Raw genomic sequence first — 25,848 nt, 5'->3', positions numbered from 1 at the left:
CTTGAGCCAATTTGATTAACAGGATTTTGCCTAAAACTGACCCGGGTCAATGAAGTCACCGGGCCCCTAGCGCAAAATGGCATTAACGCCTTAGATTTTTTGGAGTTCATTATGTGTAAAGACTGCGGCTGCTCTATCACTCGGGATCATGATCACCATGATCATGACCATCACCACAGCCATGAGCATGATAATCATCACGAACACAGCCATGAGCACAGCCACGCGCACGGTCATGAGTACAGCCACGGGCATCATCACGACCACGGCACCCTGCGTAGCAATCCCCAGCTCAACGACAAGAAGACACTGTCTGTCATCCATAAGATCCTCGACAAGAACGACCACGAAGCGGCCCACAACCGTGCCCACTTCGAGGCCCACAATATTACCGCCTTCAACTTGATGAGCAGCCCGGGCAGCGGCAAGACCACACTGCTCGAGCACCTCAAGGAGTACACAGATCTTAACTATGGCGTGGTCGAAGGCGATCTTGAGACCTCCCGCGACGCCGACCGCCTCACCGCCAAGGGCATTCCCGCCTTCCAAATCCAGACCGGCTCCGCCTGTCACCTGGACGCTTTCATGGTGCACGATGCCCTGCATCATGTGGATCTGGCGGCCCTGGATATCTGCTTCGTGGAGAACGTCGGTAACCTGGTCTGCCCCGCCTCCTACGATGTAGGCACCCACTTCAACATAGTGCTGGTGTCTGTACCCGAAGGCGATGACAAGATAGAGAAATACCCTGTGATGTTCCGCAAGGCAGATCTGGTGTTGATCACCAAGGCCGACCTGCTGCCCCACTTCGATTTCAGCGTTGAGGAAGCCAAGGCCCAGGTGAAACGCCTCAACCCTGATGCCCAGGTGATCACCACCTCCATCAAGGATGGCGACAGCATGCGCGCCGTGGTCGACTGGCTAAACGCCCACAGGAGCCAGTAACCATGTGCCTATCCATCCCCTCAAGAATTGTAGCACTCCACCCCGAGGAGCAGGCCGTGACGGTCGAGACCCTGGGGGTGAAGCGCAAGGTCAGCAGCCATCTGATGGAGGAGCCACTGGCCCTCGACGACTATGTGCTGATCCATATCGGCTTCGTGATGAACAAGATAGACAAGGCAGACGCCGAGCAAAGCCTGGCCCTGTATCAGGAGATCGTCGCCAAGATGAATGAGCAGGAGGCCCAGGCATGATAGAGCTAAAACAGCTGTATCAGGGCTTTAGAGATCCTGAAACCATACACAATCTGGCTAAGGAGATCGCCCTGCACGCCGCCAAGCATGAGGGCAACATCTACATCATGGAGGTGTGCGGCGGTCATACCCACACCATCATGAAATATGGCCTAAATCAGCTGCTGCCTGACAACATCGAATTTGTCCACGGCCCTGGCTGCCCCGTGTGTGTCATGCCCAAGGAGCGCATCGATCACGCCGCCATCCTGGCCTCTCAGCCCGACGTGATTTTGGTGACCCTGGGGGATATGATCCGCGTGCCCGGCTCAAAAGGCAGCCTGGCCGAATTCAGGGCCAAGGGCTGCGATATCCGCCCGCTCTACGATCCCATGGACGCCCTGACCATTGCCAAGGAGAACCCAGATAAGCAGGTGATCTTCTTCGCCATAGGGTTCGAAACCTCAACCCCCATGACGGCGGTGCTTATCGAGCAGGCTGAGCAACAAGGGCTTGATAACCTGCTGTTCCACATCAACCATGTGCTGGTGCCACCGGCCATAGACGCCGTGATGGCCGATCCCCAAGCCAAGGTGAATGCCTTTATCGGCCCGGCTCACGTGAGCGTGATCGCCGGTGCCAAGCTCTACCGCCCCGCCGTGACTCAATACGGCACCCCAGTGGTGGTATCTGGGTTTGAGCCTGTGGATGTGATGGAATCTATCCTGCGCATCGTCAAGCAGAAGGTCGATGGCGTCGCCGAACTGGACGTGCAATATAGCCGCGCCGTGAGCGAGGAAGGTAACGTCCATGCCCAGCAGAAGGTCAATCAGTACCTCACCGTCAGGCCGCATTTCCGTTGGCGCGGTCTGGGACCGCTGAATGAGTCGGCGCTGATGCTAAGACCCGAATTTGCCCTCCGCGACGCCGAGGTGATCTATCGCGACAAGCTGAACGTGGCCGATATCGACGATCACAAGGCCTGCCAGTGCGGCGACATCTTAAGAGGCATCGCCAAGCCGAAAGACTGTAAGGTCTTTGGCCGCGGCTGCACCCCAGAGACGCCCCTCGGCAGCTGCATGGTCAGCTCGGAAGGCGCCTGCAACGCCTATTACCGCTATAACGGAGTCTAATCATGGCCGACAACGAAAAAACCGTACAACTCAGTCACGGCGGTGGCGGCAAGGAGATGAACCGACTGATCAAGTCGATCTTCTTCAAGGCCTTCAACAACCCGATTTTGGCAAGCGAAGAAGACGCCGCCCTGCTCCACTTCGAGGGTCAGGCCGCCTTTACCACAGACTCCTTCACCGTATCGCCGCTGTTTTTTGCCGGTGGCAACATAGGCAAGCTCGCCATCGCGGGCACGGTCAACGATCTGGCCATGATGGGCGCCGAACCCCAATACCTGAGCTGCAGCTTCATCATAGAAGAAGGCTTTGCCATCAGCGCCCTCAAGGAAATTGTCACCAGCATGGCCGAGGAGCTGCACAAGAGCGGCACCCGCATCGTCTGCGGCGATACCAAAGTCGTGCCTAAGGGCTGCGCCGATGGCCTGTTTATCAACACCTCCGGGGTCGGCCGTGTGTTGAAGCCACAGATCTCGGTGAAAAATCTGCAAGCCGGTGATGCCATCCTGGTCTCTGGCGATATCGGCCGTCACGGCGCCGCCATCCTGATGGCCCGCGAGGGACTCACCCTGGAATCTGAGCTGGTCAGCGACTGCGCCAACCTCTGGCCCGTGGTCGAACAGTTGATCGCCTGCAACATAGAGGTACACGCCATGCGCGACGCCACCCGTGGCGGTCTGGCGGCGGTACTCAACGAATGGGCCAGCGCCTCCAATGTCGGCATCAATGTCGAGGAGAGCAAGATCCCCGTATGTGACGAGGTAAAAGGCTTATGTGAGCTCTATGGCTTCGAGCCTCATGATCTTGCCAACGAAGGCACCTTCATCCTGGCGGTGCCGGGTGAAATCGCCGACGGCGCACTGGAGATCATCCAGCGCTACGGCCACTGCCAGCAGGCGGCCATCATAGGTCATGTGGAAGGGACTCATCCGGGTAAGGTGGTGCTCAAGACCCCATGGGGCAGCAGCCGCTACCTCGATCTGCCCCAGGGTGAACTGCTGCCAAGGATCTGTTAATGCACGAGTATTCGATTGTCACCGCCCTGCTGGAACAGTGTGAACAGCACGCCATCGCCAATCAGGCGAGCAGGATCACTAAGGTGGTGATAAAGATCGGCGTCCTTAGCGGCGTCGAGCCCGCCCTACTGGCGACCGCGTTTGAAACCTTCAAGCTGGAGGGGCGCGCCAGAGAGGCGGAGCTGGAGATTCTACATCAAGAATTGGTGCTCGAGTGCCAGGCTTGCCAAAGCACTCATACCATTAAAGAACGAAGTGTCATTTGTCCTAGTTGTCACAGCTATGAGACCCGCATCATCGAAGGGGAAGAATTGCTGCTGATGCAACTAGAGCTGGAAACCGATGAATATAACCAAACATATATGGAGTATTACAATGAAAAAAGCCTCACTACTACTCGCTAGCCTTCTTCCTGCGGCGGCCTGGGCACACCCAGGGCACAACGGCATAGGTCTGTTCCACCACCTAAACGACCTACTCCCCATCATAGCGCTAGTGATCATCGTCGCCGGCGTGATGCTGTGGAAGAAACGCTCTTAATCCAAGCGTTACCCTAAGCGTATCGACAGCGTTAGACTCCCCAGAGTCTAGCGCCGTCTCTATGCGTCTAGCCAAAGCTCACCTTAATTTCGCTAGGTTCAATAGGATTACTTTGGATTATCTCACTGAGACTTAGCCAGCAGTATTGAACAAACTATTATCTCTTCACTCCCCAGCAAATTGGCAACCTGCGCCTATCCTACTAATGACATGATTAAGGCTTAAACAACTCAAACACAAACCTTTTACATATCTATCATTCTAAACAGCGTGTAACTATGATCCTTTTGGATACCTTTGGACAGGAAGTCTTCTGGAAAAATTGGAATAGTAAACCAGACATCAAATAAAAAAGTATCTTTGCTACCTAAATTCGCAATGACCCCTTTTCTCCAAATTGCAGAATTTTAAACTAATCGAGCAAAAATCCTTTGATAGTAGTATCTATCTGAATTATCTAACTTGTTTCTACTTTCCTATGGACGTAAGTTAGTGAGTTAGTTACAATTTTTAAAAACTTTCATCTGGATCTGGCTATGGAAAGAAATCAGAAAGAAAAATACTTTGTGGCAATGCAGTCATACAAAGAAGATGACTTTACAAAAGAAGTTTTAGTTCCTTTATTTAAGTCCATGGGTTATGACCGCGTAGAGTTTCATGGAGGGCCCAGTGAGCGTGGTAGAGATTTGATTGCTACAGCTATATTACCGCCCCCAAAACGAGGTGAATATGTTGTCTACGTCCAAGCTAAAAAGTTAAACAAGAATAAAACCTTAGCTCAAAATGATTTGTCCCGGCTTTGTAGACAGTTACAACAAGCAAAATCAAAAGGTTTTACAAAAGGAACAGGAGAGCGAGTTAAACCCGATCACATCTATATGGCAACGCCGCATGAAATCACTCAACGGTTCATAGAAGATCTGGAAGATGAGCTTTTTGATGATGATTACAAGGGCTGGTTGGAGTTATACGATTGTGTACGGATTTTGAAAGATATTGAAGAGTTCAATCCAGACCTTTTAGAAAAGCTTGAACCATTTGAAGATAAAATTTGGAATACGAATAGTAAAAGTACTACCGATAGAAATCATGAACTATTAGGAGCACTTTGCTCTGTGCGTGACTCTATCGATATTAGTAATTTTTACAGTGACCTATCATTTTTTGTAGGTTCAATTGATAGTAGAGTACTTATTACATACAAAGCAAATGTAACGAAAAAACACTTTAAACTTATAAGTAGCGAACAATGGGAAAATCTCAAATTAGAACGTAAAAAAATTCTTAGCTTGGTTAATTTAGATATACTAAATGAAGATATACAAACTATCGAAGACAGATACAAGGAACACGATGTCAAATACAACTCAAAAAGTAACAAAGATAACCAATTAGCTTACCATTCATCAATTGAACATTTATCTTCTATCACTAAAGATTTTGAATCAAGGTCCTATCTACTTTTAGGCAGGCTAGAATCAGAAGTAAAAAAACAGTCTAGTCATAATAGAAAAATGCTTGAGATTGCAGCGATCAATTTAAAGAAAGTTCGTGCAAAATTAAAAATTGACGACATAAAGTCATGTGCATCAAATTATAAAATAGACTTTTCTCAACTAAACAGAGAATCAGCAGATTTAATTAAAAACACATATGACTTCATGCATGAGTCGTTAAAAAGCATTGTGGAACAAAAGGAATATGTAAAATCAATAGAAGGGAAGATCATACCTGAACCATACTACTATGTGTGTTTAAACTCATCTCAACTCGAAAATGAAATATCACAACGTGTAGATGAATATCGGCTTTGTGTCAGTTCTCTAAATAGTGAAATCCGCCCAAGCATGGCAGAGATTCGTCGACTACTTGACTCTGTTGAAATTAGCCTTAAATTTTTCGAATGCATTTATACGAAAGAATCAATTCTTAGCTCTATAATTTATCTAAAAGAGGTGGATAGTTATTCCGACAGGGTTTCAATATCTGCTCACGACATATTTTACACTGGAAAAGACGTTGCTATTTATGGTGGAGCAGGTGTCGGTAAGACTACAACACTTGAAATGTTTTTTAGATCTTACGAAGAAACCATCAATGGGAGAAAAATAATATTTTGTAGTTTGAACAGGGTTGTTCAAAGTTTATCCGATCTTGGTGTGGAAAGAAAAAAAACAAAATCAACCGATTCTAAATATTTAAATGAAGTAATTTATGCAATTATCCTGCTATCATATGGGCTAGGTGTTAACTCTGATAATGCCGACAGAATAAAACCATACTTAAACGATGGAGTTGCTCTTGTTTTTGATGGGTTAGATGAGATAGTTACTGACTACCCCATTGTTTTAGATGCCATGAATAGTTTCAAGAGCAAATATAAGAAAACACAATGGATTATTTCAAGCAGAGATTGCGTCAGCTATCTAAAGGAAATTGATTTCTTAGGGATCACGCTGTTACCATTCACACCTGAACAGCTGAAGAGTTTTATTTGCGGCTGGTTTAACAACAAAACCAAAGGATTAAATCTTTGGAATGAAATCTCAAAATCAAAACTTCATGAAAACTTATTAACACCTTTAGTTGCAACAATTCTTTGCGCATTGGTTGAAAAAGGAATAAAAGCACCTTCAAATGAATCTGAAATATACAATGAACGCTTAAGCCTTTTGCTTGGGAAGTACGATGCAAATAAAAAAATACGAAGACAAGAATTAGGTAGCGATGAGCTGCTCTCGTGCGCTAAAGCTCTTGCTTGGATAATGCATTCGCATGGTATTCGAACCATAAGCCAAGAGGAAGCCATTAAAAATCTAAAAGTTAAAATTGGTTCAAAATATACAACAGGGCTTATTTTAAAGTGTGTAAAAGAGTTAGAAGAACCATGTACAGTTTTAGTTAGAGATAAAGTTTCAGGAAAGCTATCATTTGGTCACTTTAGATTTCAAGAGCACCTTGCATCACTGGAATTGAGAGACAATAGAACAATTGACCTTAGTACGATTATTGTTCGAGATTGGTGGAGAGGAGCGTTCAGTTTATTTGCGCAAAGCGTTGATGATATTGAATCTACTATAGAGGAACTCACTAGAGCTGATAAAATCATCCCTGAAGAAGCATTTACAACATTATACGCAATGTGTGATGTTTTGAGTCCTAATAAGAAAGAGAACATGAAATATCTGCTTGACCATCTAAAGCAGGATAACACCCACTTTTATGAGGCGGAACATTACGATTCCTCAGATCACTTTGGTAGTGATCATTATGCTTACTCTACAGATTTTGGACTTGAGTGGTGAGATTAACAAATTAATTTTGTTTTCAGCCCTAAACCACCTACTTCAGTAGGTGGTTATCATCAGTTAGGCTTAGCCTGTAATTCGCATTGATGGATAGATGCAGTTACCCATCGAACGTTGCGGTGTAATCACTTTACTAATGCTATAAGCAGGCTAAATAGAGCCAAAAATAGATTGGGTAAATAAATAGACGCTTTTGGCCCCCTTTGAGGGGGCTAATACAAAGCCCCTTCTTCAGAAGGTGGCTTTTTACTCTAAAAGTTTCTTATCTTCTTTTTGGAAATAAATGGGGGTCAGAGTTAACTTTTTGAAATAAATGGGGTCAGAGTTAACTTGTTAAGGGATTCGAATGAAGCGTGTTGAATGGCTTTTTCATTCCCTGAATGGCGTAGTCGATCTTTGATTCGAGTTGGCCTAGCTCTGTCCTTAATTGGTGATACTTTAATCTATTTTATAGTTGGCATTCAACACGTATAGTCACATTTTAATGCGTTTCCTCCTTAAAAATAATGGCTTGTATCAGCGAGTAACAGATAAAGCCAAATCGAAGAGACGTTAGATACCGAGTGTAGATGCATCTGCGGACGTCGATGGCAGGGATGCCATCGTCGAGCCTCCAAGGATGGATTTACGGCGTGTAGCAGATGTATCTGCACATAAGCCCACCGCAGGTGATAGACTGCAATGGAGGTGCGACTTTCAAATTTCCTGTAAATACAAATGTGGCCATATGTTCCTCCCCAATGGGCACCCAATGACGCCAAATCAAAGAGACGTTAGATACCGAGTGTAGATGCATCTGCGGACGTCGATGGCTGGACCAAAAATGATCCCTACATTTATTGGCATTTCCTACATCCATGTAGGTCAGATGCCATCGTCGAGCCTACAAGGAAGTATTCACGGCGTGTAGCAGATGTATCTGCACATCCCCCCGCCGGGCAGGCGTTAGATAGCCATGAAGGTGCGACCTTCAAATCTCCTATAGTGCGCATCCGAGCAATTTACTTACTAAAGCGACGGGCTTGTTAAGCAGCCAAATAAAGTGTCGGCTAGGCGACACTTTATTTATTAGTTGCTTTTGACAAAAGACTCAAACGATTTGAGTCGACTTGCTAGTCTTGATGTCTTTTCAAGCCAAGCACCTATCTGGCACCTTCTATGAGGGATCGATGTTGAAGATGAAAAGGACTTCACCGTTTCCGGCGTTTCCTGCATAGGAAGTCGGGGCCTTGCTGTCCGTCCTGGTTGAAGGCATCGCGTAACTACCGCCACCGCCACCGCCATAGCATCGGTAATCGTCCCCACCAGAAGCGTCCGTACCATATACGGTACCGCTGCCGCCGCCACCATAGCCGCCGCCACCGCCGCCACCGCCGCAGGTGGCCGGGTTACCGCCCTCGCCACCTTTGCCGGCATTAACCGCCAGATTGGGGCCAGCGTTTATCCAGCCCTTTGAACCTTCAGAACCCGAACCTCCCGACGCTCCGCCGAATCCCTGATACCCGCCATTATGGCCATCGCCCCCGCAGGCCACGCCTTCCGTGCAATCGGTTCCGCCCCCGCCCATGCCGTTGGTATTGGTGAACCAAGACCCATCTAAAGAAGGCAGGCCATCGTAAAACGCGTTTGCGCCTACGCCGGTTGCCGATTTGCCAACCTGGCTTGAATACGCGAAGCCGCCGTTGCCACCGCCGCCGCCTTGCATAGAACCGCTGTAGAAGGCGCTGCCCTCGCCACCACCACCACCGCCGCCGGCGATCAGAACTATCTCGTTGTGCGGCAGGGAGCCGTTCGGCTCAAAGCTTGTCACGATCGTGGCAGCGCCTCCGGCCCCTCCGCTGCTATCGTGACTTCCCGCTTGCCCCAAGTAGTAGTAGAAAATCGCATTTCCGAAAATATTTCCATACTCTGTGCCTGTGGTTACCATCTGGGCAAAGCCTCCTTTGCCGCCTTCTCCCGACCCGCCGCCTACTGAATTGTTAGTGCCGTTACCTCCTCCGGCGCCGATTGCCTGTATCCATAAGGTTGTATTCTCGTCTATGGCGCTGTTGAGGGGACTTGCCTGGGTTGCAATGTTGGTCCAGAAAACCGCTTGATTACAGCTGGTATTTAGGCTGCAAATCACCTGGTTTGAATTGCCGGGGGCAACAGAACAGGTTGCATCACAGTCCTCGATAGCGTACGAAACCGCTCCACCCAGTTCGAAATTTGTCACTGCGGTGTGCATCTGGCCCACATCGTCCATGACGGTGAGCGTCGCCTGGTAGTTCCCCGAAACGTCTTTGACACCATTGGTTGAGGCGGTATCGGCGTAGGGGTGGACTTTCAGCGGCCCCCGGTTAGGCCCACCCTCAATGGTAACCGGCCCATAGACGGTTTCGCCCGTATCCAGGTTTTTTACTGTGTAAGTATGAGCAACCAGTTTTCTCTCACCGCCTGCAACGGAAAAACTTCCATCGAGTTCCATTCGACCGGGCACGTTAGACGATTCCATTGCCGTAAGTCGCGCAGTCGGAGCGTTTTCACTACCGTCACAGCCCTGCAGTGCGCCCATGGAGCAGGCCAGCACTATGAATGCCGGTTTCGATGAATGGGCGAAATTCCTCACCCCTGTGTACAGACGATGGATCCGGCTTAAAAAAGCTGGTGATAAAGACATTCGGTTTCCCCTTGATCTTCCTTTTTCCTGGGCGTTGTAACGATTCAGCATCCGCAAGGAAGGATTGATTTGATCATTTCATTTCCACAAATGGCTTTTTTGCCAAAATATGAGTCAATTCAAGTTCCTTTTGTGCGACTAACTAAAAAGCCCCAGTGTAAGTCAATAATTTGATTGATAATAAATGTGCGAAATACAGAGTTTTCCTTGGATTTCATCAAGGACGAACGCATAACCTTGGAGCACAGGCAAACTGAATACCACGAATTCACCGCCAATGAAAACAAAATTGCAACATATGTACACTTCTGCTCTTTCGCATTCCTATGTTCACATCCCTCTGATCAGGACATTAGTGCTTCCATGTACGACACCGGCCGACCAGGCGATTGATTACTATGAAGGTACGGCCTCCAACTCCAATGTGTAGACACGAATACAGGCATACGCTGGACTAACAACTAACGAAATGAGCGCCGAAATCGCTCACTAAATCACCACCTAAAAATCCCATCTCAGCCTCCCCCCCCCACGTCAAAAACAATGCCAACTCCCCCACTTCCCATTCAAACAGAGTCAAAAAATAGATCCTTTGCTAATAAAATGACAGCGTCATTTTTACATACATAAGCAAGCGCTTAATAAATTTTAAGCCATGTAATACAAATGGTTACACAGCAGAGTGATACACTGAAAAGCGGCAAAACATTGACAGTTTATTTCCTAAAAAAAGCGGCGTATAGTGCGTTTCTAATTTAGTGACACCAGGGTGAAAATCATGTTCCGCTTTACAATTTATTCCATCGTGGCCTATGCCTTCTGGCTGACCTTTGTCGACGTATCCAACTATTTGGGTGCGGAGGAAGAAGATGGCTGGCTGTCCACCATCAAGAGCGAGTGGGCCAGCTTTAAAAATGATGAGCCGCCACTGAACGCTAACTATCTCAGCAGCCAGGCTTCTGATTGTCAGGCCAGCAACTCTTGCTATGAGCCGAGTGAGCCACTGGGCGAATAAACTCAAGCGAAGAACTTAAAGCGACAAACCGGTGAACAACCTCAGCCTAACACGCACTAAGTTTCGCCTTGCCATTACATCTTGGGGTGACACTATTTCACCCTTTGGCTCATGCCAGAGTCACCCCAAGATGTCTGCTTTTGGATTATAAGCCAGATTCCCAGATTCATAGCCAGATTTAAAGCCCAGTTCATAACTTCAGCCACACCCAGTTCTAAATCCCAGTTCTAAATCTAAGTTTTAAACCTTAGCTCTAAACCTTAGCTCTAAACTCTAGTTCTAAACCTTAGCACTCTCCCAGAAGCACTCTCAGGATCAACCCAGAAAAATTCCCGCCAGGGTAAAGGCGCTCACTAGGGCGAAGAAGATCCACTGAAACAGGGAGCGAAATGCCCCCTTTATCTCGGCAAAGTATCCTATGTAGATCTGCCAGACCGCAAACAGCACGAAGTTCAGCGCGATAAACAGCAGCAGCCCATAACTTTGCATGTTTGACACCATGGAGAAGGAACAGGCCAACAACACCAGCGCCGAGAGCACCAGAAACACCGAGATGTAGTGAAACACGCAGTGCATGACAGATTTGGCGATGGGGTCGAAATCCGCCTCAAGCATAGGGGTTAAGAAACGTTTTTTCCCCAGGGTAAAATGGCCGACGCAGGTCAAGATGGCGATGATGCCGGCGATGAGAAAATAGATGTTCATCGAGTCTCCATGAAAACGGGCGAGTAAAGATCACCCTTATCTAGACCAGTCTAGTCGATTCCCTGTTTCATGCATGATCGAAAAAGAGTGCGCCAGCGCACTCTTTTCTTGAAATTTTGTCTGTGACAGAGGCGCTTACATGGTCGCCATGATCCAGTAGTCCAGACGCTCCTGCGGGTTGGCCATCAGCTTCTGACAAGGGCCTTTGTAGCGGTTCATCAGGCTACCCAGGTTGTGATTGCTCGGCAGGCTGGCCTTCTGCTCGGCGACGGTTGCCGCTAGCTGCTGCTCCACCTTATCGGCTTCCTGATACTTCTTCGCCAGTGTCACGGCATCTTCGCCAGATTGCTTAAGCCTTTCGCCCACTGGTTTCATCTGCGGCGCATTCATGCCTGAAATGGTCTCTGAGGCAATTTGGTAATAGGCGGCGCACTCCAGCACCTCTTTGTTAAATGCCAATTCGGCTTCTGATGGGGCGGCAACGGCGCTATTGGCCATGAGGGCGAATAGCGAAAGTGTGAGAGTCTTGCGCATCAATACTGTCCTTGAGCAATGAGTTTGAACCATTTCTACTTTAGATGTCACTGAATATCAAGGTTATAGCCTAAAAATTCTTGCTCCAGCTGGAAGCCGAGTGACTCATACAGGGCCTGGGCCTGATGGTTATCTTTATGGGTTTCGAGAAAGATCGAGGCGATCCCCTTGGCCTTGGCATAATCGATGGCGGTCGTCATCAATCGCCGCCCTACCCCGACACAGCGGGCATGCTGGGTGACATAGAGGTCACTCAGGATAAGGTTGGCGCGGGCATGGATAGAGCTGAAACTGGGATAAAGCTGACAAAAGCCCAGGCCATTGCCCTGAGCATCTAACATCAAGAAGATCACCGCATCCTTGCGAGCCAGTCGGGCATTGATAAACTTGTTGGCCAGGTCGATATCGCTTGCCTGACCATAGAACTGACGATATTCGTTAAACAGACCCGCGACAACGGCCGCATCTTCCAAACTAGCCCTGCGTAATTCTCCCGACATTTATCCTCCCTGATATTTTGGTTAACTTATTGGTTTTCTAGATACTGACGCATTCGAAACTTAAGGTTTTGCTTCACGCTTGGCCACTCTGAGGCGATGATGGAGTAGACCACAGTGTCTCTTATGGTGCCGTCTTTCAGAATGCGGTGATTGCGCAGCACGCCATCTTGCTTGGCCCCCAGGCGGGTGATCGCTTCGCGGGAACGCTGATTGTGCCAGTGGGTGCGAAATTCCACCGCAATCACATCTAAGGTCTCGAAGGCGTAGGTGAGCAGCAGGAGTTTACACTCGCTATTGACCCCAGTGCGCTGGGCGCTCTTGGCATACCAGGTATGGCCTATCTCTATGCGTCTGTGGGTCTGATCCCATGACATCAGGCGGGTACAGCCGACAATCTGCCCCGAGTGCCTATCTCTGACGGCAAAGGCCAAGGCCTCACCGCGTTGCTCGCTGGCCAGGGCCTGCTCGACATAGGTCTTCATCTCATCGGGATGGGGCGCCGAGGTGTACCAGAGGTTCCACAGCTCGCCGTCGCTGACCGCGATGGACAGGGCAGGAATATGCTCCTCCTGCAGCGGCTCTAACACCACACGCTCACCACTTAAACAGCCTCTCAATGCGTCCTGACTCATGTTGATGCTCCAATGGGTTTGTTATAACAAAGCCATATGACCGATAGATGAAATTGCCTGCCTAGCCTGTGGCCCTGTTTACTCGCGATGACTTTTGTACAAGACTGCTTTTTACAAGACTGTGACCAGGTAGTTTCTGAGTTTGGTTACAAGCTAGATCACAAGATTGCTAATACACACGCTAACAAAATAGCCAATTTAATTAAAGTGTTATCTTGTAAAGTAATACTTCGTCGCCCTCGCCCCAGGCGATAAGCTCCTGACACTCGAAGCCGAGCTTCTCAAGCAGCGCCCGTGAGGGACCATTGCGTTCTTTCACTATCGCCAGCAGGCTGCTGAGTCTGAGCGCCTTAGCATGGGCTAACACGGCGCGGCTGGCCTCGACCGCATAGCCCTTACCTAAAAATTCCGGCAACAGGGCATAGCCAAGGTCGATACCGGGCAGCTGCTCGCGGTTCACCAGGCCGGCCACGCCGACAGGCTCGCCACTTTGCCTGAGCTCGATGCAATACATGCCATAGCCATGTTCCTGATAGCTGTTGATCGGCCCTTCGATGAGGTGGTTTTCCGCCTGCGCCAGGGTGCGCACGCCGCGATCACCTATGTTGTCGAGAAAGCCCTGACTGTTGAGCAGGGTCAGCATAAAGGGGGCGTCTTTTACTGTCATTTCACGTAAGACGAGACGCTCTGTTTCTAGGGTAAGCAATTCATTCTCCTAGGTTACTTTCGCATTGGGTGATCTCGACTATACTGTGATTGGTTCTACATAGGAAGTGGTTCTAATGACACAACACGCGCCGAAAATCAGTCAATATCATGTCATTGCGGCAGTGGTCGCCGCCGAGCTCAATCAGACACTTAGCTACTGCAAACAGATAAATCTTACCGCCAGCAACGCCCAGGCAGCCTCGGCGCGGGTGGGCAATGCGGCGCTCGGTTTCAAGGCGTTAACCGGCTTCATCGACGATCTGGCCTCCTACACTATGAAAGCGGCCACCGACATCAATCAACTGGCCCACCAGGCCAGTCGTCTCGCCACAGAGACAGCCCGGGCGGCGGTTGCGCTGAATCATTTTCAGCAGGCAAAGCTCAAGGCCAATGGCGCGCCCTATGGCGACACCATCAACCCGGCCGTCGCCGCGACTCAGGCCCACCACAGCAAGTTACAACAGGAGTTTGATCGTCTCATCGACAAGATGGAAAACCAGCTGTTTGAGTTGAAACGTAACCTGCGCACCGCCAACATACTGGCCTCCATCTGCCGCATCGAGGCATGCCGGGTCGATACCGCCAACCAGACCATATTTAACGACGTGGCCAACCGGGTGGATGATGTGGCGCAGTTGATCCGTCGCCGGGTCGACCATGCCATTACCCTGTTTGGCAACACAGCCCCCTGATCCCCCTTTTACCGAAAAGCTAACGACAAGGAGTCGCACCATGAAGAGTGAGCTGATCATCGAAACCCCGACCCACAAATGGCTCTACTTCGGTCGCGACCCCGAGAAACCCGATAAGATCATCGACACCAACCAATACATGGTGGTGAGCGGCCATCACGCCCTGTTGATGGATCCCGGCGGCATAGAGCTGTTTGCGGCCATGCTGGCCAATATCGTCAAGCATATCCCCCTGAGCCAGCTGACCCATCTGTTTGCCTCCCACCAGGACCCAGACATCATCTCGTCACTCGGCCTGTGGGATCAGACCCTGCCCAAGGCCAAGCTCTACTCTCCCTGGCTATGGGAGGGGTTCATCCGCCACTTCGGCATGAATAACATCAGCTACGAACCCATCGCCGACAACGGCGGTAGCGTGAGCCTTGATCAAGTTGAGCTGCAATTTATTCCAGCTCACTACCTGCATGCCTCGGGTAACTTTCATGTTTACGACCCTGTGACTAAGGTCTTGATGAGCGGCGATATCGGCGCGGCGCTGGAGGATCCCCAGGCCGATATCTATGTGGACGATTTCGAGCAACACTGCGCCAAGATGGCCTACTTTCATCAGAGGTGGATGCCATCAAACCGTGCCAAGAATGATTGGATAAAGCGGGTACGCAAGCTGGATATTCAATACCTCTGCCCTCAGCACGGTCGGATCTTCCGCGGTCCCCAGGTAAAGCAGTTCCTCGACTGGTTCGAGAACCTGAATGTGGGTGTTGGGGTATAGATAAGAATATGGGTAAGAGTAGGATAAGAGTATAGAAAAGGCGTTCAGGATGGGGGTTAGCGGCAACATCTGGCTCCCCTCTTTTGACAGACAAAAAAATGCCCGCAGCAAGCGGGCAACACAATCACTTAGGGTGAAAACCTTGCATAGGTAGGATGCAGGCTCCCCTCACTTTGCCAGTTTTTACTGCCCTGTAAACCCGACCAAAGTCGAAGCTATAGTACCTGGCTTCACAATTTCGTTTGCTATCACCCTTATCAGAGGTAACGCACCGCAGAGTCGGCCGATTTCTGCGGCTTTAACGGCGCCTTCACCGCGGGCGTACCCAGGTAGAGGAAGCCCACTATCTGATCTTGCTCGCCCAGACCCAAGGCCTGATGCAGATGACGATTAAAGGCCAAGGGGCCGGTGCGCCAGATGCCGCCCAGTCCAAGAGCAAAGGCGGCCTGCTGCATCGCCATACAGGCGCAGCCCGCAGCGATATGCTGCTCGAGTACCGGCACCTTAGGATGCTCGGTTACCTTGGCCACTACCGTGACCACCATGGGGGCGCGCATCGGCATGTTGGCGGCCTTAGCGACCGCAGCCTCATCGCCACCCTCTTTTTCCATCGCCTCGACAAAATGGTCAGCCAGGCGCGTTAGGCCATCGCCCTCGGCGACGATAAATTCCCACGGGGTGAGGCCTGCATGGTCCGGCACTCGCACCGCGGCGTTTAAGATCTGTGTAAGCTGCGCCGCATCGGGCGCCGGGGCGACTAGTCTGGGGCAAGACTGCCGTGTCAACAGAAGTTCGATCGCATCCACAAAGATTATCCTGTCATTAATACCGAACTCGAGGGTAGCAAATTGGCAAAAAAAATCCCACTAAAACAGTGGGATTTACACTTGATGACGCCGGGTTAAACCTTGGGCTGATACTTGCGGGCAATCCAATAATCCAAGCTGGTATAGCGTCCGCCGCCGATGATCAACAAGGCAAACAGCATAAACAGATAGGTAACGGCAAACTCGATACCGTTGTTAAGGATCACAAAGTTACCCGAGGAGGTCAGCCACTCATAGTGACCATGTTCTTGTAGCAAAGATTTAGCCGCTGCGAGCTTCTCCGCCGAGGCCATCACCTGCTCGTTGGCCAGCCAGGAGCTGGGATCGGCGATGGCCAACCAGCCGTTTTTCCAATGCACGCTAAAGGCAGCCACCGCCATGGTGACCATTAAGGGAATAGAGATCAACCGGGTGGCCAAGCCCAGGATCAGCAAGAAGCCACCGACAAACTCGCTGCCGGCCGCCAGGGCCACCATCACCTCAGGCATGGGCAGACCCAGGCCCCACTCGGCGTTACCAAACCAGGCCGCCGTGTCGCTAAAGTGCGACAGCTTGTTGTAACCCGCCTGCATCAGCACGGGCGCCAAATAGAGCCTAAGTGCCAAGGCGGCGACACCGTCGAGCTGGGCGATCCCCTGGGTAAATTTAGCGTACAGTTTCTGCATAACCTCACTCTCTCATTATTTTGTCATTACCTAATAGACCCTTAGCTAATCATTTAAATTTCAGCAAGGATCAACAAAGGTAAAAAAAGCTATGTCCTGGAGGAGATGAACAGGCGAGATGAGACAAGCGAAACGAAACAGTTAACTTGAAATAAAGAAGGATAGAAGAGAGACAAAATTGTTGGAATGCGTTAACCCTGACGGATTAACAGACTCGGAAACAGAATCGGACGAAAAACGGCTCGTTAACCCACCAGCACCATGAAATCATCGAAACATTGCAGGTAGTCGCTCACGCTATGTGGCAGGCTGGCATCTGACTCGCCCTGCTTCTGCGGCTCTGCGTTCTCCACTGACTGCAGCACTGCCTTCTGCACTGTCTGCTTCAATATGCCCTCGCCCTGACTTGCCATCAACAGTGCCCAGCAGGCGGCGAAGTACCAGTAAAGCGCCAAGGCACTGGGAATGGCCGCGAGCGCCTTGTCGTTGAGCTTAGGATGGCCATTCAGGTAGCCGAGGATCAGCCAGTGGCGCTGCTCACTAGAGAGTCTGTGGGTTGCCAGCACACTGGCAAGATCCACCAAAGGGTGGGAGCTACAGGCGTATTCATAATCGATACACCAGAGCTTTCCCTGGCTCATCAGAAGGTTGTGGGGGTTAAGATCCCTATGGCTATACTGTGGCGCTAACTCACAGGCATTAAGTTGCTCTAGCACGGCATCGACTCGCTCCTGGTGCGCCTTAAGCGCTTGCCATCGCGTCTTCCAAGGCTCGAGATAGGATATGGGCAGATCCGTGCTCCCTACCGCATCAAGACTGGCTTTATCTGTGCTCGCCGCATCTAGGCTTTCGGCAATCATCTCTAGCTGGCCAATGTAGCTCTGCCACTGCTCTGTCACCGAAATGGGATTCTTGGGCAACGGCAATTGAGCTAGCCCCTTGAGCAGCTCGAGCAGCAACCCCTCGGCATCTGGCCGGGTGACGCACTCATCCTGCAGCGGATGGGCGGGGTTGGCCGTCATCAAACGGCTCCAATCTTCGCCTGTGTCGATAAAATGGCTGAGATAGCAACTGTTGCCCTGCGCCACATACAAGAGCGCTGGCGCTAGGCCTTGCTCTTCTGCTAGGCGCCAGTTGGCCACCTCATGGTCGCGGGCGCTGATCTGGCTGCTGGCCTGACTGTTGACCCGCAGCACCAGCTGCTGGTTATCGCGGCTTAGATGATAGTTTTGGTTGCTCAGTCCCCGCGAGAGCACCTGTATCTGTGTGCTCTCATTCAGTGGACAGCCAAGCTCGGAGAGCTGCAACTTAACCGCCTCGGGAAGGCTAACGCTCAGGCGCGCTAGCAAGGTGCTATTCGCGTCAGCACTACCGTCAGCCGACATCAGATCTCAGCCTCGACGAACAGAACGGCAAGACTCGCCCTAGTCATAGGAGTAGTCACCCTGACTTGGCTGCTGCATGCTGGTGCGCCATAGGAAATAGCCCCCTATCGCCATGCCCACATACAAGATGAACAGCATAGAGGTGAGCATCAGTCCCTTGTTAAGATAGAGGTAGATGGACACAAAATCGATAACCACCCAGTAGAGCCAGTTCTCCAGTACCTTGCGCGCCACCAGATAGGTGGTCATCACCGCAAAGCAGCTGGTTGCCGCGTCAAGATAGGGGTACGATGCCTGAGTGTGGGTTGCCATCAAATGGCCGACCACCAGGGAAACCACGGTTGTCGCGACGATCAGGTAGAGATGCCGCCCAAGCGACCAGCTGACCACCTCGACCCCGTGATCTTCACCGCCGCCATAGCGCCACAGCCAGAAACCGTAGCCAGCCATCGCCATGTAGTAGACGTTGAGCAGCGACTCCATCAGCAGGGAGACCTCCCAAAACAGCAAGGTGTAGATGGCGGTGCTGACAAAGGCAGCCGCCCAGCACCAGATGTTGCCGCGCATCGCCAGCGCCAGATAGGCCAGTGCCAAGACCACGGCAACAGCCTCCCACGCCGTCATGGCATTGGCCTGCTCGAAGGCCTGGGTCAAGGTGCTGACCAATGCGGACCAGAAATCTATCATAGGATGTGTGTCGCTCCCTAATTGCGCCTTAAGGCCCTATTCCTGATGGGACAGGTCCAGCTCGCCACCGATAAACTTGACCACGAAGACCGCCTTGCCCCACTTCTCGTGAGCGGCTTCCATCTCGGTGGCCAACATCTGCATCACTTCGCCATATTCGCCGCACACCTGAGTGGCCATGGCATTGGTGCGGCGCTCGATATTGGTGTAAGTGTCAACGCGGCCGATGAACCACTTGATGGGATCGATATAGCTATCCTTGAGGGGATACATGCTGATTTCAGCGGTTAATTTCATCTTAACTCCTTAAGGGGGCGAGCCCTGCCCGCCCCTACAACGATTAGCAACAGCAAAGCGCCAATTACATAAACTTGACGTTGACAGTGACACCTAACTGGCGAGGATCGCCGTAGCGGATATATTGCTTATCGGCCCAGCCATTATCCGGCTCGTTACCGAAATAGAAGCCGCGCACGCCATACTTCTCATCAAACAGGTTACGACCCCAGAGATAAGCCGACCAGGTCTCTGTCTCGTAGCCGACACGGGCATTGAAGATAGTATAGGGTTCTGACTTAGAGTCGTTGCTGTCTGAGTAGTAGAACTCGCTCTTACCACTGGTAGTCAGATTGGCAAACCAACCCAGATCGCTGCGATAGGTCGCCCCGGCGCTATAGGTAAGATTAGGTGAGTGAGCCAGTTCGCGGCCAGTGAGATCCACCAACCCACCGTATTTATCCTGATAGGCGTAATCGCCGTAGGCGGTCTCTAGCCAGCCTAGCGTGCCGTATAACTTAAGATTATCAGTGGCATACCAATTGGCTTCCAGCTCGGCGCCGTAGTTGTGTGAGCTACCGGCGTTTTCGACGTAGAGGATAAACTTCTGTGGTTCGTCAGGGTTTTGCTGCGAGGCAGAGACCTGCTGATCGCGTCTGTCCATGTAAAACAGCGAGAAGTGAGTGGTCGCGTCGCCATCTAGCCACTCCGACTTGAGGCCCAGCTCATAGTTGTACAGAGTCTCGGCCTGGAACTCCTTCTTATCGCTCAGGGAAGCCGGCAGCGACATGTTAAAGCCACCCGCCTTGTAGCCACGGGCGATACGGGCATAGGCTTGTTGGCCTGGACTGAGGGTCTTGCTCAGGGCAATATGACCGCCCCACATGTTCTCTGAGGGCTCGAAGGCATCTTTGTCCGAGTCGCTGTAATCGCTCTCGCGGCGCTCCAGACGGGCACCCACTGACAACGCGTAGCCATTGCCTAAGTCGCTGTCTAACTGGGCGAAAACTGCCAAGTTAGTCGCTTCATATTCGGCCAGAAGTCTGTCTTCCCAGCCGTTATAGACTTCGAGAGTGTCGTTGTCTTCTGTGAGTCTCAGACCATAGACGCCCACCAACCAATCGGTGCTGCCATTGAAGATACGTCCCGCCTCGGTAGAGCTCAGACGAAACTCCTGAGACAGCGTGGTTCTGTCACCCAGCTTGTTCCAGGTGTAGTCGTACTGACAAGGTTCACCTTCGCAGCTGCGGGCCGCCCAAAACTCTGGGTTGGCCCAGTCGCCGTCGTAGCCGTGGTGAGTATCACTCTGAGCCATTGAGCTTAGTGAGACCAGCTCGAAGCTGTCGGCGCCTGAGTAAGTCAACTTAAGCGAGCCACCCGTGGTGCGCTGCTTGTCGACACCCGGCTCATCTGTGAGGGTATCGAAACCGTTGTTGTCCAATGTCCAGGCATCGTAGCCGTTGTTAAAGTCGGCGTGCATCAGGCTGAGATCGGCCACCAAATCGTCAGTGGCATACCAGCGCAGCTTAATGCGACCGGTAAATTCATCTCTGCCGTTGGTGTCATCTCGGCCCAGGTAAAGGTTGTCGCGATAGCCGTTCTGCTCATGTTGCTGCAGCGATACGCGATACAAAAGCTTGCCCGAATCACTCAACGGACCTGAGCTGAAGCCGCTATAAGTGCGCAGGTTATCGTCACCCAGTTGCAGCTCGGCGCCATGCTCAAATACCGAGGTAGGATCGTTACTCTTAAGGTAGATAAGACCGGCTAAGGCGTTGGCGCCATAACGCGTGCCCTGTGGACCGCGAAGCACCTCGACCTGCTGCAGATCATACATGCTGGAGATCATCCCAAGGCCCGACATGTCGATGTCGTCTATGATGTAGCCAACCGAAGAGTTAGGTGCGCCCTGATACTCCTCCTGCTCGCCCACACCACGGATCTGGAAATATTTCGCCCGCGAGCTGCCGCCAGACCAGTTGAAGTTGGCGATGCCGTTGAGTACGTCTTCAAAGTGCTGGGCGCCCTCATCCTCAATTTGCTGTTGATCTATGACGCTGATGCTAGAGGGCATCTTGTCCAGGCTAGACTGGCGAAAATCGGAGGTGACGACAATCACTTCCATCTCGTCGTTGGCTGGCGGCGTATCGCTCGCCATCAGGCTGGTATGAGTTAACGCCGCCGCGACGGCAAGGGCGATGGGTGAATAAGATTTTAATGTAAACATAGGACCTCAAATCAATATTGAGATCCGGCACTTAAGAAAGCGAGAAAGAATGCACAGACAGATTGTGTTAAATCTAGTGATGTGGCCCATTCCTACGCCGGTATTAGCCGGATCAGGTTCTAAGGGTTCGTCCCGCGGACATCTCAGTCAATCGCTAAGCTATGGCTTGGCGTTAACACCCCTTGGCGAGGCCGATTATACATGACTCATACAAAGAGTTGACATTTTTAACGCAATATTTGCGCGTGATCCATAAAAAAACGCCAGCATTGCTGACGTTTTCATCAAATCATTCGCTCGACTCATTCCTGAAAGCGATTTTTAATTGGAAATGGCCTCTCGCACATAGAGTTCACAACGTACCGCGGTGGCATTGGGCGACAGCGCCGTCACTTGCATCTGCTGCTTGCCATGAAGCTTAAGGGACTTCCAACTCACCCCCTCATCCTCTACCGTCGCGCCATTGATATCGTACCAGGTGAACTTATATTGCAGGCGCTGATCCTTTGGCGACTTACTGATGATGGTGCCTCGTGCTCTCAAGAAACCCGCCTCGGCTTGGGCGGTCACCGCGCTGACATCCACATCTGACTGGAAGGAGCCGTTATCGACCCGAACCTCACCGGTGGAGCTGGTCATGATGCCGCCGGTATGGGGCGCACAGGCGCTCAGTCCCAGCAACAAGCAGCCTAACACTAATCCTTTGTTCATCACTATTCTCCTTACGCTACACCTTAACATCTATTCGATAAGAAAATGGGCACGGGCGGTGGCAATCAAGGCCTTACGGTTGGTTTGCCAGCAGTTGATGTTTACGTTCGCCACACGGCGTCCCTGACGGGTGATCTTACACTCGGCGAAGCTATCTCTGTGATGGCCCGCTCTCAGGTAATCGATTGAGAAATCGACGATTTTTGGCACCTTGGTGGTCTGCATAAACACCATAAGCTGCACGATCGCCGACATCTCCATGAATCCTGCGATCACACCGCCATGAATGGCTGGCAGGGTTGGATTACCGATATTTTCATCTTTCTTCGGCAAGTGAAACACCAGCTCGTCACCGAAGCGCGCCACCTGCATGCCGATAAACTTAGCATATGGAACATGCGCCAGCAGGTGACCAAAATCGTTCAGCTCCGTGGCCTTCTTGACGATATCTTTGACGTTTAATGCCTGATTGGCTTCTGGCGTGACCATAGTCATTTCCCCTCTCCCATCAAGGCCTGTCTGAAGGCGTCACCCACCATCTCGGGGCTGATACGCATGAAAGAACCCACCGCATGGGCAATAGGATCATCGATAGAATCCTGATAGGCGATGGCGCGGGTAAAGGCCACGCTCGAAGAGAGCTTGTAACACTCGGCAAAGCCATAGACGCTCTTGTTGGGTTCGGCAGGTTTCATATAGTCGACCCGCAGATCCAGCGTCGGCGACAACTCCAGCGACTTGTACTTATCGAAGATATTGCAGACCACGGCTGTGCCGCAGGCGGTGTCCATCAGGGTGGTGATCACCCCGCCATGTATCACGCCTGTGTCTGGGTAACCGATAAGCTCACTGCTGTAGGGCAGCTCGATCAGCACATGCTGCTCGCTGGCTTCGAGCACACTGAGCCCAAGTCTGCGACACTGCACTAGCTGACCGACGAAGCGGGTCGCCAAGTCGGTCAGCGGGAAAAAATCAGGGTTTGTCTTCATTACTCTACACAGTCCAAGAATAGTCTGGGATTAACGCGACACTAGCGGCCCCAGGAAATCACCGCCTAACAGGTGCATATGGATATGGAAGACTTCCTGGCCGCCATGCTTGTTGCAGTTCATGATGAGACGATACCCATCCTCTGCGATGCCGGCTTCATCGGCCAGCTTGGCCGCTACCGTCATCATGCGCCCCAGAGCCTTCTCGTCCGATGCCTTGACATCGTTAACCGTCGGGATCAGGTGATTGGGGATGATCAGAATATGGGTTGGCGCCTTAGGCTGAATGTCACGAAAGGCGGTGACCAATTCATCTTGGTACAGGATATCGGCGGGAATTTCGCGTCTAATAATTTTACTGAAAATGGTCTCTTCGGCCATTGCACTATCCTCGATATGACGTTAATCCTGTCAGTATACTCACAAATAAGCTGTTTGTGATCCATCATATAAATAAAGGAGTTAACTCAATCAACGAGTGATGATTTTTTAGCTCGGAGAATGGAAGAGCCCACCTGGATAACCAAGTGGACCCTATAAAAAGCGGGGCTATGAAAAGTGGGCGCTATGAAATTAGGCGGCAGCGTAATTAGCAGCACGGCGCTGAACACGGCCGACCACCCCATCGATGTTAGCGACTATTTAATCGAATGCTAATCTATCGCTGTTCATCTTATCTTGCTGTTTAAGCTGCTTGAGATCCTCGCGCTCGGCTTCGATCTGCAATAACTTGGGCGCCTTGAAGGTTAACTTTATATAGGCATCTTGGCGGGTCTTGGCCACCTGCTCCAATGACACATTGGTGCCATCGTCGGTAAAGCCATACCAGCGCTTGCCGTAGCAGCTTCCCTGCAACACACATCTGTAAGAACTCATCTCACTACCAATGAACTCTGTGGTTTGATAGCCGGTATCGAGCAGTGATTGCTTAATAAAATTGAAATCTTCTTTATAGTCATCATCATACAAGCCATACTTCTTACTCGTCATGGTGACTTTTAACAGCCCATGTTGCTTGTCGGCATAGAGCACATAGTCATTGGCTAGAGACAAAGACTTAGGTAATACATGGGTTTCAACCCGAAGCTCATCTCCCTGGCGTTTGACCTCGCCATACTGGCTGACGCCTTCACCCCAGTTCAGCCCAAAAGGCGCCATTCCATGTGCATAAAGCGGCGCTAACACTACTAACAATGCTAACTTCTTCATCGTACCTATTCAGCAAGTCAAAAACTTGACGAATTCTACCCTATTGGGCTGCGACACGAAACCAAACACAATTAAAAACCTATAAAAAATAAAAGGTTAACCAAAGTTAACCTTAGGTAATATAGATGTTAAATTTGAACTCGCCGGCATCATACAAAAGTGCTAAGCGCTATGCATACATGCATAGCAAAGTATGACACAAAGCAAAAACAGCCTTAGCTTTGATTGATTTTTGCTCGCACCCTGGCCTCGGAATGGGCTTCTAACCAATATTTTTGTAACACTGGACTGCGCAGACCACTGGGCTGATCGGCTAAATTCCAAGCACCTTTCCAGATCCCATCGGCAATCATATGCACTACGGCACTTTCGATGGCAGATGCTACACACAGACTCACGGGCTCATTTGAGGTATAGCCAAGCTCAGACTCAAGCAGCTCCTGGGCATCGATAAACTTAAACACCCCGGCGGTGATCTCTTTGGACAAGATAGACTTAGTAGTGGTCACGCTACTCAGTAAACGTCCGGTGCGAATATCCACCGCCCTCAGGTTGACTGTCACTGTATCGACACGAAACTGAGTTGCCGCCCCAATGCCCAGGTAGCGGGCACCGGCACCGCCGGTTCTGACATTGGTATCATAGGCGACTATGCCACCTTCCATCAGGATCTGCGCCGAATTGAGCTGAGGCAGCTTGTTGGCATCGCCGTTAAGGCCGGCCCTGACGATCTTACGTTCTGTAAGTAGATTCTGTAGCCCCTCACGCTCGACGGGAATAAACCAACTGGAATCATTCAACGCCTGAGCGAGAAAAGCTGTGCCACTCTGGGGCACGGCGGTAGAAAAGTTACTCGACGGAATTGGCTTATATTGACCTGTCTGATCGCGAAAATCATACACGGCTGCCAGCATCACCCCCTGGGGCGCAGGCAGATTAATGAGATCATAGTAGCTCTCGCCCTTAGGCATTAGACTCGAAGAGGCTTGTACCTGTTCGAGATCACTTGTGCTAGAACAGGCCGAGAGAAATAACAGGCCAGCGGCCATCAACAAAGGTTTCATCGTTAGCCACCCACACTCGAACTGTCGCTCAACCCACCAACTTCGATCACAGTGGTTTCGCCGGTTAACAGGTCGGTGATATGCACCAGCAGCATGCCATCTTCGTTGACCACTTGTATCTCAAAGTCCGTGGTCTTGAGATAGCCCTCACCGCCATTGGCCGCATCGTTAAAGAGTTGGCTCATCAGACGAGACTCAAGGGAACTAGCCATGCGCTCGAGGGCACTGGGGGGCGTATAACCTGATCCACCCTTGTGATCGTTCTGCGCCGAGGCGTTCGCCAACAGGTAGGAGCCATTGAGATAACTGCCACCAAAATTGGGATTCACTGGGGTATAGATAAGCTGCGTCGCCTGAGAGCTCAGGCTGAACGCACCTGCCAATAGCAGGGCTATCGGTCGAAAAGACTTAGCTTGATTCAT

Annotated in this window: 29 protein-coding genes and 1 riboswitch; of the genes, 10 read left to right on the top strand and 19 right to left on the bottom strand. The window is 50.9% G+C overall.

Annotated elements, in window-relative coordinates; genetic code table 11:
* The first annotated feature begins 111 nt into the window (after window positions 1-111).
* From hypB to K0I63_RS08980, 7 genes are all read left to right on the top strand, one after another.
* Window positions 112-945: a hydrogenase nickel incorporation protein HypB gene (hypB, locus tag K0I63_RS09010; RefSeq protein WP_220083197.1), complete on the top strand. Its 834-nt coding sequence runs from the start codon at window positions 112-114 to the stop codon at window positions 943-945.
* A 2-nt stretch (window positions 946-947) separates the two neighbouring features.
* On the top strand, window positions 948-1,196 hold the full coding sequence (locus K0I63_RS09005) for a HypC/HybG/HupF family hydrogenase formation chaperone (RefSeq protein WP_144198986.1): 249 nt from the start codon (window positions 948-950) through the stop codon (window positions 1,194-1,196).
* A complete protein-coding gene (hypD, locus tag K0I63_RS09000) occupies window positions 1,193-2,308 on the top strand; it encodes a hydrogenase formation protein HypD (RefSeq protein WP_220083196.1) in 1,116 nt (371 codons plus the stop codon). Before K0I63_RS09005 ends, hypD begins: the two co-directional genes overlap by 4 nt.
* 2 nt (window positions 2,309-2,310) lie before the next feature.
* The gene (gene hypE / locus K0I63_RS08995; RefSeq protein ID WP_220083195.1) at window positions 2,311-3,321 is read left to right on the top strand and encodes a hydrogenase expression/formation protein HypE; all 1,011 of its coding nucleotides are present in this window, start codon (window positions 2,311-2,313) and stop codon (window positions 3,319-3,321) included.
* Window positions 3,321-3,725 carry a hydrogenase maturation nickel metallochaperone HypA/HybF gene (locus tag K0I63_RS08990; RefSeq protein WP_220083194.1) on the top strand — a complete coding sequence of 135 codons (405 nt, stop codon included), beginning with the start codon at window positions 3,321-3,323 and terminating at the stop codon, window positions 3,723-3,725. The genes hypE and K0I63_RS08990 overlap by 1 nt, the downstream gene beginning before the upstream one ends.
* Window positions 3,697-3,861, top strand: coding sequence for a hypothetical protein (locus K0I63_RS08985; RefSeq protein ID WP_181006099.1), 165 nt, complete (start codon window positions 3,697-3,699; stop codon window positions 3,859-3,861). The genes K0I63_RS08990 and K0I63_RS08985 overlap by 29 nt, the downstream gene beginning before the upstream one ends.
* A 536-nt stretch (window positions 3,862-4,397) precedes the next feature.
* Window positions 4,398-7,166, top strand: coding sequence for a hypothetical protein (locus tag K0I63_RS08980; protein WP_220083193.1), 2,769 nt, complete (start codon window positions 4,398-4,400; stop codon window positions 7,164-7,166).
* Window positions 7,167-8,325: 1,159 nt separating this feature from the next.
* Here the strand turns inward: K0I63_RS08980 and K0I63_RS08975 are convergent.
* Window positions 8,326-9,636, bottom strand: a complete 1,311-nt coding sequence (locus tag K0I63_RS08975) for a hypothetical protein (protein ID WP_220083192.1) — start codon at window positions 9,634-9,636, stop codon at window positions 8,326-8,328.
* Between the two features lie 970 nt (window positions 9,637-10,606).
* Between K0I63_RS08975 and K0I63_RS08970 the strand changes: the two genes are divergently transcribed.
* Window positions 10,607-10,843 (top strand): hypothetical protein, encoded by a 237-nt coding sequence (locus tag K0I63_RS08970; protein WP_220045009.1) that lies wholly within the window; start codon window positions 10,607-10,609, stop codon window positions 10,841-10,843.
* A 315-nt stretch (window positions 10,844-11,158) separates the two neighbouring features.
* On the opposite strand, the gene K0I63_RS08965 is transcribed toward K0I63_RS08970, so the two are convergent.
* From K0I63_RS08965 to K0I63_RS08945, 5 genes are all read right to left on the bottom strand, one after another.
* Complete coding sequence (locus K0I63_RS08965) at window positions 11,159-11,548, bottom strand: hypothetical protein (RefSeq protein ID WP_220058355.1); 390 nt, start codon at window positions 11,546-11,548, stop codon at window positions 11,159-11,161.
* Window positions 11,549-11,683: 135 nt separating this feature from the next.
* Window positions 11,684-12,082, bottom strand: a complete 399-nt coding sequence (locus K0I63_RS08960; protein WP_220083191.1) for a hypothetical protein — start codon at window positions 12,080-12,082, stop codon at window positions 11,684-11,686.
* 47 nt (window positions 12,083-12,129) lie between these two features.
* Window positions 12,130-12,582 (bottom strand): GNAT family N-acetyltransferase, encoded by a 453-nt coding sequence (locus K0I63_RS08955; RefSeq protein ID WP_011865544.1) that lies wholly within the window; start codon window positions 12,580-12,582, stop codon window positions 12,130-12,132.
* 26 nt (window positions 12,583-12,608) lie between these two features.
* Entirely contained in the window at window positions 12,609-13,214 is a 606-nt protein-coding gene (locus tag K0I63_RS08950) for a GNAT family N-acetyltransferase (protein WP_144198964.1), read from the bottom strand.
* A 202-nt stretch (window positions 13,215-13,416) separates the two neighbouring features.
* Complete coding sequence (locus K0I63_RS08945; RefSeq protein ID WP_220058358.1) at window positions 13,417-13,920, bottom strand: GNAT family N-acetyltransferase; 504 nt, start codon at window positions 13,918-13,920, stop codon at window positions 13,417-13,419.
* Window positions 13,921-13,996: 76 nt separating this feature from the next.
* On the opposite strand from K0I63_RS08945, the gene K0I63_RS08940 reads away from it, so the two are divergent.
* On the top strand, window positions 13,997-14,614 hold the full coding sequence (locus K0I63_RS08940; RefSeq protein WP_011865541.1) for a hypothetical protein: 618 nt from the start codon (window positions 13,997-13,999) through the stop codon (window positions 14,612-14,614).
* 40 nt (window positions 14,615-14,654) lie between these two features.
* The gene (locus K0I63_RS08935) at window positions 14,655-15,386 is read left to right on the top strand and encodes an oxygen-binding di-iron domain-containing protein (RefSeq protein WP_220083190.1); all 732 of its coding nucleotides are present in this window, start codon (window positions 14,655-14,657) and stop codon (window positions 15,384-15,386) included.
* Between the two features lie 257 nt (window positions 15,387-15,643).
* On the opposite strand, the gene K0I63_RS08930 is transcribed toward K0I63_RS08935, so the two are convergent.
* The 13 genes from K0I63_RS08930 to K0I63_RS08870 all read right to left on the bottom strand — a co-directional run bounded on the left by K0I63_RS08930 (window position 15,644) and on the right by K0I63_RS08870 (window position 25,848).
* The gene (locus K0I63_RS08930) at window positions 15,644-16,192 is read right to left on the bottom strand and encodes an NAD(P)H nitroreductase (RefSeq protein ID WP_220073736.1); all 549 of its coding nucleotides are present in this window, start codon (window positions 16,190-16,192) and stop codon (window positions 15,644-15,646) included.
* 95 nt (window positions 16,193-16,287) lie between these two features.
* Window positions 16,288-16,878 carry an HvfX family Cu-binding RiPP maturation protein gene (locus K0I63_RS08925; RefSeq protein WP_220083189.1) on the bottom strand — a complete coding sequence of 197 codons (591 nt, stop codon included), beginning with the start codon at window positions 16,876-16,878 and terminating at the stop codon, window positions 16,288-16,290.
* 245 nt (window positions 16,879-17,123) lie between these two features.
* Window positions 17,124-18,263, bottom strand: coding sequence for a phosphotransferase (locus K0I63_RS08920; RefSeq protein ID WP_220083188.1), 1,140 nt, complete (start codon window positions 18,261-18,263; stop codon window positions 17,124-17,126).
* 39 nt (window positions 18,264-18,302) lie between these two features.
* A complete protein-coding gene (gene pnuC / locus K0I63_RS08915) occupies window positions 18,303-18,950 on the bottom strand; it encodes a nicotinamide riboside transporter PnuC (RefSeq protein WP_144198952.1) in 648 nt (215 codons plus the stop codon).
* 36 nt (window positions 18,951-18,986) lie between these two features.
* On the bottom strand, window positions 18,987-19,247 hold the full coding sequence (locus K0I63_RS08910; protein ID WP_220073734.1) for a YkoF family thiamine/hydroxymethylpyrimidine-binding protein: 261 nt from the start codon (window positions 19,245-19,247) through the stop codon (window positions 18,987-18,989).
* A gap of 64 nt (window positions 19,248-19,311) precedes the next feature.
* Window positions 19,312-21,453 carry a TonB-dependent receptor gene (locus tag K0I63_RS08905; RefSeq protein WP_220083187.1) on the bottom strand — a complete coding sequence of 714 codons (2,142 nt, stop codon included), beginning with the start codon at window positions 21,451-21,453 and terminating at the stop codon, window positions 19,312-19,314.
* A gap of 72 nt (window positions 21,454-21,525) precedes the next feature.
* Window positions 21,526-21,646: riboswitch (TPP riboswitch) on the bottom strand.
* Between the two features lie 128 nt (window positions 21,647-21,774).
* Window positions 21,775-22,164 (bottom strand): YcfL family putative periplasmic lipoprotein, encoded by a 390-nt coding sequence (locus tag K0I63_RS08900; protein ID WP_220083186.1) that lies wholly within the window; start codon window positions 22,162-22,164, stop codon window positions 21,775-21,777.
* A 30-nt stretch (window positions 22,165-22,194) separates the two neighbouring features.
* Window positions 22,195-22,659, bottom strand: coding sequence for a PaaI family thioesterase (locus tag K0I63_RS08895; protein WP_220083185.1), 465 nt, complete (start codon window positions 22,657-22,659; stop codon window positions 22,195-22,197).
* Window positions 22,656-23,153 (bottom strand): PaaI family thioesterase, encoded by a 498-nt coding sequence (locus K0I63_RS08890; protein ID WP_011865531.1) that lies wholly within the window; start codon window positions 23,151-23,153, stop codon window positions 22,656-22,658. The genes K0I63_RS08895 and K0I63_RS08890 overlap by 4 nt, the downstream gene beginning before the upstream one ends.
* A gap of 30 nt (window positions 23,154-23,183) precedes the next feature.
* Window positions 23,184-23,534, bottom strand: coding sequence for a purine nucleoside phosphoramidase (gene hinT / locus K0I63_RS08885; protein WP_011865530.1), 351 nt, complete (start codon window positions 23,532-23,534; stop codon window positions 23,184-23,186).
* Between the two features lie 261 nt (window positions 23,535-23,795).
* Window positions 23,796-24,347: a hypothetical protein gene (locus K0I63_RS08880; RefSeq protein ID WP_220083184.1), complete on the bottom strand. Its 552-nt coding sequence runs from the start codon at window positions 24,345-24,347 to the stop codon at window positions 23,796-23,798.
* A gap of 230 nt (window positions 24,348-24,577) precedes the next feature.
* Window positions 24,578-25,426: a CsgG/HfaB family protein gene (locus K0I63_RS08875; RefSeq protein ID WP_220058367.1), complete on the bottom strand. Its 849-nt coding sequence runs from the start codon at window positions 25,424-25,426 to the stop codon at window positions 24,578-24,580.
* Window positions 25,427-25,428: 2 nt separating this feature from the next.
* On the bottom strand, window positions 25,429-25,848 hold the full coding sequence (locus K0I63_RS08870; protein WP_220058368.1) for a curli assembly protein CsgF: 420 nt from the start codon (window positions 25,846-25,848) through the stop codon (window positions 25,429-25,431).

The organism is Shewanella rhizosphaerae (assembly GCF_019457655.1).
GTDB lineage: Bacteria > Pseudomonadota > Gammaproteobacteria > Enterobacterales > Shewanellaceae > Shewanella > Shewanella loihica.
Note: the sequence above shows the minus strand (reverse complement) of the source record. Positions and strands in the feature narration are given on the sequence as shown.